The following is a 13,181-nucleotide window of genomic DNA, read 5'->3' as shown; positions in this document are numbered from 1 at the left end:
GCTACTCCTTTTCCTCGAATCCCGGCAGCTTTACGGCTGCATCATATTCAGCTTTCAGGCGGGCGGCGATAGCCGCGATCGGTTCCACCGCGCGGACCGCACCCACGCCCTGCCCGGCCGACCAGACGTTCTTCCAAGCCTTGGCATCGTCCTGGGCATTGGCGAAATCGGGCCGCTTGTCCTCGGGCATCCGATCGGGATCATAGCCCGCGGCAATCAGGCTGGGGCGCAGCCAGTTGGCGGTCACCCCGGTGATGCCTTTCGACGGCACGATATCACCCGCTCCCGCTTCGACGACCATCGCCTTGTATTCAGGCGCCGCGAGGCTTTCAGAGCAGGCGATCAGCGCCGTACCCAGATAAGCCAGGTCCGCGCCCAGCACTTCGGCGGCGCGGATCGCCTGACCGGTGGAAATCGCTCCGCCCAGCACGATCGGCCCGTCCCAGAACTGGCGCACTTCCTCGACGAAGGCGAAGCCGGCGGTCAGCCCGGTATGGCCGCCTGCCCCGCTCGCCACCAGCACCAGGCCATCGACCCCGGCGGCCGCGGCCTTGCGCGCAAAGGCCACCGAATTGACATCGGCAAAGACCAGCCCGCCATAGCCATGCACCGCCTCGATAACCCGCGCCGGGCTGCCTAGCGCGGTGATCACCAGCGGCGCACGGTGGCGGACAATGGCGGCAAGGTCCGCACCCAGGCGCTCGTTCGAGGGATGGACCACCAGGTTGGCCGCCCACGGGGCCGCCGCCGGATCATCGGCCAGGGCAGCAGTGATCGCTTGCAGCCAAGCCTCAAGGTCGGCTTCGGTCCGGGCGTTGGGCGTGGGGAACGATCCGATCAGTCCGGCCCGGCAGGCGGCGATCACCATGTCCGGGCCCGAAACCAGGAACATCGGCGCGGCAATCGCCGGCAGCGCCAGATTGCGCCTGAGTGCCCTGGGGATCGTCATTTGCTCCTCTCGTGGCCGTTTCGGCGCAGTCCAGAAAGACGCTTGCGCAAACGAACTGGCTTGCATAAACATACTTCAGCTGCGTGCACAAGGGGCAAGAGCCAGCGCGCGAAGCAACTCGACCTTGGGAGGAACACGATGATCAAGCTTGCCGGCAAACTGCTGGCCGGTACCGCATTGGCGATGCCCGGCGCACTCTGGGCACAGGATGCCGCACCGGACGACCAGGGTGGCCTCGATGAAATCGTGGTGACCGCCCAGAAGCGCGAAGAAGGCCTGTCGCGCGTGCCGATCTCGATTGCCGCGGTCAGCGGCGATGCCATCGCGGACAAGGGCACCGCCAACCTCGAGCAGCTTTCCTCGAGCGTTCCCAACCTGCGCATCACCCAGACCGGGATCGCCAACCGCATCGCCATCCGCGGTATCTCGTCCGGCGACAACAAGGGCTTCGAGCAATCGGCGGCAATGTTCGTCGATGGGCTCTATTACGGCCGCGACCAGCTGGTCCGCATGCCGATCGTCGATGTGCAGCGGGTGGAAGTGCTGCGCGGGCCGCAGCCGACCCTGTTCGGCAAGAATGCCATCGCCGGGGCGATCAGCATCATCAACCGCACCCCGACCGACGAGTTTGAAGGTTCGGTCACCGGATCCTATGAATTCGAACACAAGGAAACCCAGCTGACCGGCGTGCTCAACGTGCCACTGGGCGATCAGGCCGGAATGCGCCTGGTCGGCTATTACCGGAACATGGACGGGTACATGTTCAACACCACGCTGGGCCGAAACGAGCCCAACGTGGATACCGTCTTCCTGCGCGGGACCTTCTCCTTCGGTGACAACAATCCGGTCCAGGCCCGGCTCAAGGTCGAATATGCCAAGTTCGACGTGCTGGGCCAGGCGCGCGAGAACCTCCTGCCGCGCGGGACCTACAGCGCCTCGCCGTTCTTCTCGGGCGTCGATACCGTGCTCGACTGGCGCAGCCAGAACAACGGCTTCGACAGCAGCACCGAAATCGTCAACTCCACGCTCAACCTCGACATCGAGCTGGGCAGCCACACCCTCAACCTGACCTCGGGCTACCTCCACTACAATTCGGCCGAGGTGCTGGATGTCGACTATACCGCCCTGCCGATCCTCGATGGCACCAACCAGAACGAGAAGTATGACCAGCTCTCGCAGGAAGTGCGGCTGACCTCGCCGGGTGATGGGCCGTTCACCTATATCGTCGGCGGCTATTTCCAGACTTCGAAGCTGGCCGCCAATGACAACGTGCTGCTCGGCTCGTTCTTCCAGGGTCTGGCCGGGCCCTTCGCGGCGTTCCGGCCGCTGGGGGATTCGCGCTCGTTGCGCACTTTCAAGCAGACCTCCACGCTGTGGTCGGGCTTTGTCCAGGGGACCTATTCGATCACCGAACAGCTGCGGGTCACCGGCGGGGTGCGCTTCAACCACGAAGCCAAGTCGGGCGATCGCAACCTGGTGATCGTGGCCGGGCCGACCAATGTCTTCCCGATCACCACGGTGCGGGCGCTGTGGGGCGCGCTGCGCGTGGCCGAGCATGCGATCACCGGCAAGATTTCCGAGAATTCGACCACGCCGATGGCCAATATCCAGTTCGACGTCACGCCCGAACTGATGGCCTATGCCTCTTACGCACGCGGCGTGAAGGCGGGCGGGTTCGACATCCGCTCGAACTCGCTGCCGACCCATCCGACCTTCCCCGGCACCTTCTTCTTCCGGCCGGAAACCGCCAACAATTACGAAGTCGGCCTGAAGTACAAGAGCCGCAACGTGGCTGTGTCGGTCAACTACTACAACACCAAGTACAAGGACCTGCAGACCCTGACTTTCGATGGCGGGATCGGGTTCAACGTCAACAATGCTTCGGCCGCCAAGGTTCAGGGCGTCGAGGCCGAGGCCCGGGTCAGCATCGGCGATCACCTGCAGCTGAGCGGTTCGCTGGCCTATCTCGACTTCAAGTATACCGACTGGCGCCAGGGTCAGTGCCCGTTCGGCACCACGCCCAACGTGCAGCCCGGCAACTTCTGCGACTACACCGGCGCCCGCGCCACCTTCGCGCCGAAATGGTCAGGCAATATGGCGGCCGATTTCAGCTATCCGGTGGGGGACAGCCTGAAGCTGAGCCTCAACGTCAATGTCGATTTCTCCAGCCGGTACCAGACCAACGGGACGATCATCGATCCGTCCTCGTACCAGGAAGGCTATGCCCGGATCGGGGCGCGCCTGGCGTTGGGCAATATCGATGACAAGTGGGAGATCGCGCTGATCGGCCGCAACCTCAACAACCGGCGGATCATCCTGACTTCGGGCGCCTTGCCGCTCGCCACGACGCTGACCGGCAACACGGGCGTTGCCAATACCGGCATCTTCGACCGGCCGCGCAACATCGCCTTGCAGGCCAGCGTGAAGTTCTGATCCGGGCAGCCGGGGCCGGGCGGGCCTGATTTCCGCCCGGTCCTGGCTGCTCTTGTTTCCTTGAACGAAAGGCCATCGCTATGCTGGCTCTTCTTGGCGCGCTGTCCGTCGCTGCGGCGCAGCCGGCCACGGCCGAACCAACCCTGCGCGACGCCTGTCCCTCGCTGGCCGCAAGGCTTGGTCCGGATACCTTCGTCCGCGCTGACAGCAGTCTCGTCGAAGCCCAGGGCGACATGCCTGCCTATTGCCGGGTGCGCGGCACCATCCGCCCGACCATCGGGTTCGAGATGCGCCTGCCGGTCGGCAACTGGAACGGCAATTATTATGTCTCGGGCTGCGGCGGCTATTGCGGGATCATGACGACCGAAACGCCCGGCTGGGCCAACGGGATCGTCGAGCCGGTCAAGCGCGGCTATGCCGCGATCCATACCGACAGTGGCCATTCGGGCACGTCGCAGGGCGATGCCGCCTGGGCCCCGGGCAACCGCGCCGCGCTGGAACTTTATGCCCATCGCTGGCTGCCGCTGGCCCATACCGCCGGGCTTGGCCTGGTCCGCTCCTTCTATGGCCGCGAGGCACGGTTCCGTTACTTCGTCGGCTGCTCCAACGGCGGCCGGATGGCGCTGATCGCGGCCCAGCGGTACCCCAAGCTGTTCCACGGGATCATCAGCGGCTGCCCGGCGGTTGATCTGACCAATTCTGGCGGGGCCTTTGGCGCCTGGAAGCTCAAGACCAACCGCGATGCCCAGCAGCCCGTGCTGGGTCCGGCGTTCAATCGCAAGCTGCCCCTGCTGATCGAAGCGGTAAAGGCGCAGTGCGATGGTCTTGATGGCGCGGCGGATGGCCTGATCGCCCGGCCCGAGGCTTGCCGGTTCGATCCGGACCGCCTGCCGAAATGCGCATTGGGTGTGACCCCGGCCGATTCCGATCGCTGCTTCACCGCGGAGGAACGGCTCGTCATCGGGCTCTGGCATCAGGGGCCGGTCGATAGCAAGGGGCGCCGTCTGTTTGGCGGGATGCCGATCGGGGGCGAGCAGTACTGGCGAATCTGGTACCTGCAGGACCCAGCCAAGGCGGTCGGCACCCAGCTGGCCGATGGCTTCACCCGCCAGATCGTGTTCGATCCGCGCTATCCGGAATTCTCCGCCAGCAACTTCGATTTCGATCGCGATCCGGCCCGGCTGCGGCAGGATTTCGGCATGCTCAATGCCGACAACCCCGATCTTTCCGCGTTCCGCGCAGCGGGGGGCAAGCTGATCATGTGGCATGGCATGGCCGACCCGCTGGTCGTTCCGACGCAATCGACCGACTATTATCGCCAGGTGCTGAAGCAGATGGGCGGCGCAACCCGTGTGCAGCGGTTCTTCCGCTTGTTCATGGCCCCAGGCCTTGGCCATTGCTGGGAAGCGCCGTCCGCCTCCGCGCCCGAAGACTTCGATCCGATGACCGCGATTGCCGACTGGGTCGAACGCGGCCAGGCTCCTCAGCAGATCGTTGCACGGCCATCGCCCCGGCAGGGGACGAGCCTGCCCGTTTCCGAAGTGCGCTATCGGCCCTATCCCTTGCCGCCGCAGGTGTTTGCCGTCCGCCGCTGAGGCGGGCAAAGGGGCGCTGCGATGAAACACGAAACGATCAGGGCCTGCTCGATCTGGCGCGCACTGGAAGTGGTGGGCGACGTGCCGACCCTGCTGATTCTGGAACAGGCGTTCCTGGGCCGGCGGCGCTTCCAGGATTTCGTGACCGAGACAGGTATTGCACGGTCGGTCATCAACCAGCGGCTGGAGCGGCTGGTTGATGCCGGCGTGCTGGAAAAATCGATTGAGCGTCGCGGGGGCTATCGCCTGACCGCGAAGGGCAAGGGCCTGTTCCCGGTCGCCCTGATGATCCTGCGCTGGCAGCACATCTGGGAAGCCGATGAGCGCGGCTTTCGCGTGCGGCTGGTCCACCGCGATTGCGGCGCCGAGATTGAGCCGATCCCGGCCTGTGCGCATTGCGACCAGCCGATTGATCCGCGCGAGGTCGGCTGGGCGCCCGGTCCAGGCCTCAGCCAGGTCACCCCGGTCTATGCCCGCCGCCGCAAGCAGACTGCTGCAGCCAGCGCCAAACGCGGCAACTGGACCATGGTCGACTCCGTAATCGAACTGTTTGGCGATCGTTGGGCGACACTGGTGGTGCGCGCCTGCTTCACCGGGATCCACCGCTTTGACGAGATCCAGCGCGATGCCGGGATGGCCAGCAACATCCTGTCAGACCGGCTGGAGCGGCTGCTGGCCCAGGGGATCATCAAGACCGTGCCCTATTCCGCCCATCAGGACCGCTTCGAGTACCGCCTGACCCGAAAGGGTCGCGATCTCTATCCGGTGCTGCTCGGTCTGCTGCACTGGGGCGACACCTGGTATGCCGACAGCAAAGGCCCACCGCTCCTGCTGCATCACAAGCCCTGTGACCACGCCCTGGCCATGCGCCCTTCCTGCAGCGTCTGCAGCGGTACGATCACGATTGAAAACATGGGCTTCGTGGTCTGAGCACGCATCGACCAGGCAGTTCCCAAGCTGACTGGAGGGCTGTCGGTATGGTACGCAGGCGGTCACGTGATCATGGCGCCGCGCGGGCATCCACTACATTGATCAGTCCGGCATCAAGGTCTGACGATGCAGTTGGACAGTAGCAAGGATCCAATCCCGTCCCGCCCTGATCCTGGCCAACTGGTGCGTATCCCGGTGGGTAGCCAGCCAGAACGAGCGAATGATCCGGCGTTCGGGCATGACCGGGACAAGATTCGGGTCTGCATCCCCCATGAAGCAGGGCAGGACACCGATTCCGGCCCCGGCCGCGATCAGATGATGCTGCGCATTGATGCTCGAAGACCTGAGGCTTGGGGCCAGCTGGGGCTGGATCTCGTCAAGATAGCGCAGCTCCGGCGCATAGAGCAGATCCGGAATGTACCCTACGAGGCGATGCCCACGGAGCAGATCCGACGGCGACCGGGGGTCGCCCGCAGCCTGCAGATAGCTGCGCTGGGCATAGAGGCGCAGGGCATAGTCGCTGAGCTTGCGCGCGATCAGCGGGCCTGCCTTCGGGCGCGAGAGCATGACGGCGATGTCGGCCTCGCGCTTTGACAGACTCAGAAATCCGCTGTTGGCCACCAGATCCAGCGACAGCGCCGGGTGCGCGCGCACAAATTCCGGGACATGGGCCGCGAGAAACCAGCTCCCGAAACCTTCCGATGCGCTGATCCTGAGAACGCCGGTAAGCTGCTCGCCACTGCGACGAAGGCCCGGCTCATCGATGGTCTGTGCCGCCTGGGCCATGGCTTCCACCTTGGCCAGCAATGCTTCGCCTGCTTCGGTCAGGACCTGGCCTTCGCGCGTCTGCTCGAACAAGGTCGCCCCGAGTTGCACTTCCAGTCGCCGCAGGCGGCGGCTTGCCGTCGTGGGATCCATGCCAAGGGCCGAAGCGGCCCGGGCCATCTGCCCAGACCGGGCGATGGCGAGGAATACTTGCAGATCGCTCCAGTTCATTCCCTGCATTTTTGCAGTTCCTAGTGGCATTTTTATATGTTGTCTGCGAAATTATCAGCAGCCATGAGGAATGGGCAAGTACGAAAGGATTCCAGACCATGCGCCAGATCGATCATTTCATCGCCGGTGGGACCAGCGGCCTGGCCGCGGCGCGCAAGGCCCCGGTCTATGATCCCAACAATGGCGAGGTTCAGGCCGAAGTCGTGCTGGGCGGGCAGGATGCGCTCGATCGCGCCGTTGCCGCCGCGCAGGCTGCGCAGCCCGCCTGGGCCGCCACCAACCCGCAGCGCCGCGCCCGCGTGATGTTCAATTTCAAGGCGCTGGTCGAAGCCCACATGGACGAGCTGGCCCACATGCTCAGCGCCGAGCATGGCAAGGTGATTGCTGACAGCAAGGGCGATATCCAGCGCGGGCTTGAAGTGGTGGAATTCTGCTGCGGCATCCCGCACGTGCTGAAGGGTGAATATACCCAGGGCGCCGGGCCGGGCATCGACGTCTATTCGATGCGCCAGCCGCTGGGCATCGGCGCCGGGATCACCCCGTTCAACTTCCCGGCGATGATCCCGCTGTGGATGGGCGCGGTCGCCATGGCGACCGGCAATGCCTTCATCCTCAAGCCCAGCGAGCGCGATCCCTCGGTTCCCTGTCGCCTGGCCGAACTGTGGCTGGAAGCGGGCCTGCCCGAGGGCATCTTCCAGGTTGTCCACGGCGACAAGGAAATGGTCGACGCGATCCTCGATCACCCGGCGATCAGCGCCGTCAGCTTTGTCGGTTCGTCCGACATCGCCCACTATGTCTACAATCGCGGCGTTGCCGCCGGTAAGCGCGTCCAGGCGATGGGCGGGGCCAAGAACCACGGCATCGTCATGCCCGATGCGGACCTGGACCAGGTGGTCAATGACCTGGCGGGGGCGGCCTTCGGTTCGGCGGGCGAGCGCTGCATGGCGCTGCCGGTCGTGGTGCCGGTGGGCGATGACACTGCCGAACGCCTCAAGGCCAAGCTGATCCCGGCGATCGAGGCGCTGAAGATCGGCATTTCGACCGATGCCGAGGCGCATTACGGCCCGGTCGTCACCGCCCAGCACAAGGCCAATATCGAGCGCTGGATCCAGACCTGCATTGATGAGGGCGGTGAACTGGTGGTCGATGGCCGCGGCTTTACGCTGCAAGGGCACGAAAACGGCTTCTTCGTCGGCCCGACGCTGTTCGACCGCGTCACGCCGGGGATGAGCAGCTATCACAACGAGATCTTCGGCCCCGTGCTCCAGATGGTTCGCGCCAAGGACTTCGAGGAAGCGCTGAGCCTGCCGAGCAAGCACCAGTATGGCAACGGCGTCGCCATCTTCACCCGCAACGGCCACGCCGCGCGCGAATTTGCGGCGCGCGTGAACGTCGGCATGGTCGGCATCAACGTGCCGATCCCGGTGCCGGTCGCCTACCACACCTTTGGCGGGTGGAAGCGCAGCGCCTTTGGCGATACCAACCAGCACGGCATGGAAGGCATGAAGTTCTGGACCAAGGTCAAGACCGTCACCGCCCGCTGGCCCGATGGCTCGCCTGATGGCGGCAATGCCTTCGTCATTCCTACCATGGGTTGATCGAATGAATCTCGATGTGGTCATCAAACGGTTTGACCAACCGGACGAGGTCCGCGAGTTCGACAAGGGCCGGTTCGAGCTGGTCAGCCTTGGCGGCATGACCATTGGCCGAGCGACCTATCAGCCAGGCTGGCGCTGGTCGGCCGATGTCGGCGCGGCCATGGGTGCGAACTCGTGCCACGTCGAGCACGTCGGGATGGTCGTGTCCGGCTGCGCCACCGCAGCGATGGATGATGGCACGGTCATCGAAATGCGGGCCGGCGACGTATTCTACGTTCCGCCTGGCCATGATAGCTGGGTGGTGGGAGACGAGCCCTACGTCTCGCTTCACTTCCTTGGGGCGGAAGACTACGCGGACAAGCCATGACAGACCAGTTTGCCCTTACCGAAGACCAGCTCGCCATCCAGGACATGGCGCGGAAGTTCACTGCCGACCGGATCACGCCCTTCGCCGCGCAATGGGACGAGGAGCACCACTATCCGGTCGACGTGTGGAAGGCTGCCGGGGAGCTCGGTTTTGGCGCGATCTATGTCTCGGAAGAGAGCGGCGGGATTGGCCTCGGGCGACTGGAAGCGGCGCTGATCATGGAAGCCATGGCTTATGGCTGCCCGGCGACCTCGGCCTATATCTCGATCCACAACATGGCCGCCTGGATGATCGACTGCTTCGGTTCTGCTGAACTGAAAGCGCGCTATCTGCCTGAGCTGGTTTCGATGGAGAAGATTGCCTCCTATTGCCTGACCGAACCGGGTTCGGGCTCCGATGCGGCGGCGCTCAAGACCTCGGCCCGGCTCGACGGCGACCATTACGTCCTCAACGGCACCAAGCAGTTCATTTCGGGCGGCGGGGTGAATGACATCTACGTCTGCATGGTCCGCACCAGCGATGACCGCGCCAAGGGCATCACCTGCCTGGTGGTCGAAAAGGACACGCCCGGTCTTTCGTTCGGCGCGCCGGAAAAGAAGCTGGGCTGGAACGCTTCCCCCACCGCGCAGGTGATCTTCGAGGATTGCCGCGTGCCCGTCGCCAACCGCGTCGGGGCCGAGGGCGAAGGTTTCCGCTTTGCCATGGCCGGCCTCGATGGTGGCCGCCTCAACATCGGGGCCTGCTCGCTGGGCGGGGCGCAGCGCTGCCTCGACGAGGCGATCAAGTATACCAAGGAACGCCAGCAGTTCGGCCAGCCGGTGGCCGATTTCCAGAACACCCAGTTCATGCTGGCCGACATGGCGACCGACCTCGAGGCTTCGCGCGCGCTGCTTTACCTTGCCGCCGCCAAGGTCAACGCCAATGCACCCGACAAGAGCCGCTTTTCGGCCATGGCCAAGCGCCTCGCGACCGATAACGGCAGCAAGATCGTCAACGACGCGCTGCAACTGTTCGGTGGCTATGGCTACCTCAAGGACTATCCGATCGAACGCTTCTGGCGCGATCTGCGGGTCCATTCGATCCTCGAAGGGACCAACCAGGTGATGCGGATGATCGTGGGAAGGGATCTGCTGCGGCAATGACTATGACCACTGGGACCGACGAAGTGCTCATCCGCCGCGAAGGGGCCGCCGGGTTCCTCTCGCTCAACCGCCCGCAGGCGATTCATGCGCTGACCCTGCCGATGGTTCATGCCATGACCAGGGCACTTCTGGAATGGCGTGACGATCCCGAGGTCAAGGCCGTGATCATCGATCATGCCGAAGGCCGGGGCTTCTGTTCGGGCGGGGATATCGCCTTCCTGCGCAATTCGGCGCTGAACGATGGCGGCACCTCGGGCCGCAGGTTCTTCCATGACGAGTACCAGCTCAACCACCTGATCTTCACATACGAGAAGCCGGTGGTGGCCTTCATGGACGGGATCACCATGGGCGGCGGCGTCGGCATTTCGCAGCCCGCGCGGTTCCACGTCGCGACCGAGAATACCCGCTATGCCATGCCCGAAACCGGGATCGGCCTGTTCCCCGATGTCGGCGGCGGCTGGTACCTGTCGCGCTTGCCGGGGCGGATCGGGCAGTTCCTGGCGCTGACCGGCGCGCGGCTTGATGGAGCAGAGTGCAAGTGGGCGGGCCTTGCCACCCATTACCTGCCGCACGATGTCCTGGCCGAGGCCAAGGAACGGATCGCCCACGGGCACGAGCCGGCGCAGGTGCTGGCAGCCCTCGCCGTCACCCCGCCGCCCGCGCGGATCGAGGCCAACGCGGCCGCGATCGCGAAGCACTTCGCCTCCGATCGCTATGAGGACATCCTCGCCAGCCTTGAGGCTGACAGCAGCGAATGGGCCGCCAAGGAACTCGCGACCCTGCACACCAAGTCGCCGCAGACCTGCAAGGTCGCGTTGCGCCAGCTGCACGACAGCCTGGCTTGCGCCGATTTCGCCGCCAACATGGCGATGGAATACCGGATCGCCAGCCGCGTGCTGACCCGCCCGGACTTTGCCGAGGGCGTGCGCGCGGTGATCGTCGACAAGGATAACGCCCCCCAATGGAACCCGGCTACCCCAGAGGGTGTGTCGGACGAACTGATCGACAGCATTTTCGCCGCCCTGCCGGCCGATGAGGAATGGAAGCCCCTATGAGCTATGAAACGATCCTGGTTGAACAGCGCGGCGCGGTTACGCTGATCACGCTCAACCGGCCGCAGGCATTGAACGCGCTCAATTCCTCGGTGCTCGAGGAGCTGATCGAGGCCTTTGCGAAGTTCGAGGCCGATCCCTCGCAGGGCTGTGCGGTGCTCACCGGCTCCGGCGAAAAGGCCTTTGCCGCCGGGGCTGACATCAAGGAAATGGCCGAAAAGCCCGCCGCCGAGTTCTATGGCCAGGACTTCTTCAGCCGCTGGACCAGCCACCTGGTCAAGACCACGCGCAAGCCGTGGATCGCGGCGGTCAACGGCTTTGCTCTGGGTGGTGGCTGCGAACTAGCGATGATGGCCGACATCATTATCGCGAGCGAGAACGCCAGGTTGGGCCAGCCTGAAATCAAGCTGGGCGTCGGCCCCGGCATGGGCGGCAGCCAGCGCCTGACGCGGGCGATCGGCAAGTCCAAGGCGATGGAAATGTGCCTGACCGGCCGGATGATGGGTGCCGAGGAAGCCGAGCGTTCAGGCCTGGTCTCGCGCGTGGTGCCGCTTGCCTCGTTGGTCGACGAAGCGGTCAAGCTCGCCGCCGAGATCGCCGCGATGCCGCCGCTGGCCGCCATCGCCAACAAGGAAATGGTCAACGCCGCCTTCGAAACCACGCTCGACCAGGGCCTACTGATGGAACGCCGGATCTTCCAGGTCCTCACCGCCACCGAGGACAAGGCCGAAGGCATGGCCGCCTTCATCGAGAAGCGGCCCGGCGTGTGGAAGGGCAAGTAAGATGAAAATCGCCTTCATCGGCCTCGGCAATATGGGCGGCGGCATGGCCGCGAACCTGGTCAAGGCCGGGCACACGGTCCACGCCTTCGACCTTTCAACCGAAGCGACCGAGCGTGCTACCGGCAATGGCTGCGCGGTCTTCCCGACCGTGCGCGAAGCCGTGCAGGGCGTCGATGCCATCGTCTCGATGCTTCCCAACGGCAAGATCGTCGAAAGCGTCTACCCCGCTGACGTGATTGGCCAGGCTCCGGCCGGCGCGCTGCTGCTCGATTGCTCGACGATTGATGTCGATACCGCGCGCAAGGTTGCCGCTGCGGCCGAAGCCGGTGGTTATGCCATGGTCGATGCGCCCGTCTCGGGCGGGATCGCGGCGGCCAATGGCGGGACGCTGACCTTCATGGTCGGCGGTACGGCCGAAGCCTTTGCCCGCGCCGAACCAATCCTTGCCGCAATGGGCAAGGCCGTGATCCACGCCGGTGCCAGCGGCGCGGGCCAGGCTGCCAAGATCTGCAACAACATGATCCTGGGCGCGACGATGATCGCGACTTGCGAGGCCTTTGCCCTGGCCGACAAGCTGGGCCTGGACCTCCAGACCTTCTACGACATCTCGTCCAAGGCTTCGGGCCAATCGTGGTCGATGACCTCATACTGCCCGGTTCCCGGTGTCGGTCCGGCCAGTCCGGCCGATAACGGCTTCCAGGGCGGGTTCGCTGCGGCGCTGATGCTGAAGGATCTCAAGCTCGCGCTTGAAGCGGCGCAGAGCGTTGGTGCAAACGTCCCAATGGGCACCCGCGCCGAGGAGCTTTACGAAGCCTTCGCCGCAGCCGGGAACGGCGGCGTCGACTTCTCGGGGATCATCAAGACGCTCTAAGCCGCTCGATCTGGCAAGAGACCTGTTCGCCCCAGAATGACCGCTCCGCCAGACCGAACACAGCCCGCGAGCGATCGCAAATCCGCTCTTGGCGAAGCCGACCCTTTACCAGCAAACCGGACCGAGGGAGCCGCAATTGGCCCGCAAACGCCGGAGCCGAGGCGGAGAACGGCGAGTTGGTACAGAACGCACCGATCGTAGGCTTCTTGGAGCCGGTACAGACCGAACCCGACCCCGCCTTTCCAGCCTGCGCTCCCTTCGCCAGGCCAACAATCGGGGGGTTGGCGAACCTCGTTTACCTTATCGGTCCAATCCTCAGATACGCCGGATTCCCAAAAAAGCCGGATCCCAATCAAGCGCTGGCGAAGCCTTGTTCAGATCGGATTCTTGGAAATGGTTGCGGCCAAGGGTCAGAACTGACCCCAGTTCCTGGGTCAAAGTTCGACGATTCCGAAGCAGATTTCAC

Annotated in this window: 11 protein-coding genes; 9 read left to right on the top strand and 2 right to left on the bottom strand. The window is 64.6% G+C overall.

Going from position 1 to position 13,181, the window contains the following annotated elements; all coding sequences use genetic code 11:
- Position 1: 1 nt before the first annotated feature.
- Positions 2-949 (bottom strand): nitronate monooxygenase, encoded by a 948-nt coding sequence (locus O9281_RS08200; RefSeq protein WP_298184484.1) that lies wholly within the window; start codon positions 947-949, stop codon positions 2-4.
- Between the two features lie 138 nt (positions 950-1,087).
- On the opposite strand from O9281_RS08200, the gene O9281_RS08195 reads away from it, so the two are divergent.
- The 3 genes from O9281_RS08195 to O9281_RS08185 all read left to right on the top strand — a co-directional run bounded on the left by O9281_RS08195 (position 1,088) and on the right by O9281_RS08185 (position 5,907).
- Entirely contained in the window at positions 1,088-3,382 is a 2,295-nt protein-coding gene (locus O9281_RS08195) for a TonB-dependent receptor (RefSeq protein WP_298184483.1), read from the top strand.
- A gap of 80 nt (positions 3,383-3,462) precedes the next feature.
- A complete protein-coding gene (locus O9281_RS08190; protein WP_298184481.1) occupies positions 3,463-4,977 on the top strand; it encodes a tannase/feruloyl esterase family alpha/beta hydrolase in 1,515 nt (504 codons plus the stop codon).
- 21 nt (positions 4,978-4,998) lie between these two features.
- Positions 4,999-5,907 (top strand): helix-turn-helix domain-containing protein, encoded by a 909-nt coding sequence (locus O9281_RS08185; RefSeq protein WP_298184479.1) that lies wholly within the window; start codon positions 4,999-5,001, stop codon positions 5,905-5,907.
- A 102-nt stretch (positions 5,908-6,009) separates the two neighbouring features.
- On the opposite strand, the gene O9281_RS08180 is transcribed toward O9281_RS08185, so the two are convergent.
- Positions 6,010-6,912, bottom strand: coding sequence for a LysR family transcriptional regulator (locus O9281_RS08180; RefSeq protein ID WP_298184477.1), 903 nt, complete (start codon positions 6,910-6,912; stop codon positions 6,010-6,012).
- A gap of 89 nt (positions 6,913-7,001) precedes the next feature.
- Between O9281_RS08180 and O9281_RS08175 the strand changes: the two genes are divergently transcribed.
- The 6 genes from O9281_RS08175 to mmsB are packed head-to-tail and all read left to right on the top strand — an operon-like array spanning position 7,002 to position 12,715.
- Positions 7,002-8,501, top strand: a complete 1,500-nt coding sequence (locus O9281_RS08175; RefSeq protein WP_298184475.1) for a CoA-acylating methylmalonate-semialdehyde dehydrogenase — start codon at positions 7,002-7,004, stop codon at positions 8,499-8,501.
- A gap of 4 nt (positions 8,502-8,505) precedes the next feature.
- On the top strand, positions 8,506-8,868 hold the full coding sequence (locus tag O9281_RS08170; RefSeq protein WP_298184473.1) for a cupin domain-containing protein: 363 nt from the start codon (positions 8,506-8,508) through the stop codon (positions 8,866-8,868).
- Complete coding sequence (locus O9281_RS08165) at positions 8,865-10,010, top strand: acyl-CoA dehydrogenase family protein (protein ID WP_298184471.1); 1,146 nt, start codon at positions 8,865-8,867, stop codon at positions 10,008-10,010. The genes O9281_RS08170 and O9281_RS08165 overlap by 4 nt, the downstream gene beginning before the upstream one ends.
- Before the next feature lie 2 nt (positions 10,011-10,012).
- Entirely contained in the window at positions 10,013-11,065 is a 1,053-nt protein-coding gene (locus O9281_RS08160) for an enoyl-CoA hydratase/isomerase family protein (protein WP_298184650.1), read from the top strand.
- The gene (locus O9281_RS08155; protein ID WP_298184469.1) at positions 11,062-11,844 is read left to right on the top strand and encodes an enoyl-CoA hydratase-related protein; all 783 of its coding nucleotides are present in this window, start codon (positions 11,062-11,064) and stop codon (positions 11,842-11,844) included. The genes O9281_RS08160 and O9281_RS08155 overlap by 4 nt, the downstream gene beginning before the upstream one ends.
- Before the next feature lies 1 nt (position 11,845).
- Positions 11,846-12,715 (top strand): 3-hydroxyisobutyrate dehydrogenase, encoded by an 870-nt coding sequence (mmsB, locus tag O9281_RS08150; RefSeq protein ID WP_298184467.1) that lies wholly within the window; start codon positions 11,846-11,848, stop codon positions 12,713-12,715.
- Positions 12,716-13,181: the final 466 nt, after the last annotated feature.

Origin of the sequence: Novosphingobium sp. (assembly GCF_027531025.1) — a bacterium.
GTDB lineage: Bacteria > Pseudomonadota > Alphaproteobacteria > Sphingomonadales > Sphingomonadaceae > Novosphingobium.
Note: the sequence above shows the minus strand (reverse complement) of the source record. Positions and strands in the feature narration are given on the sequence as shown.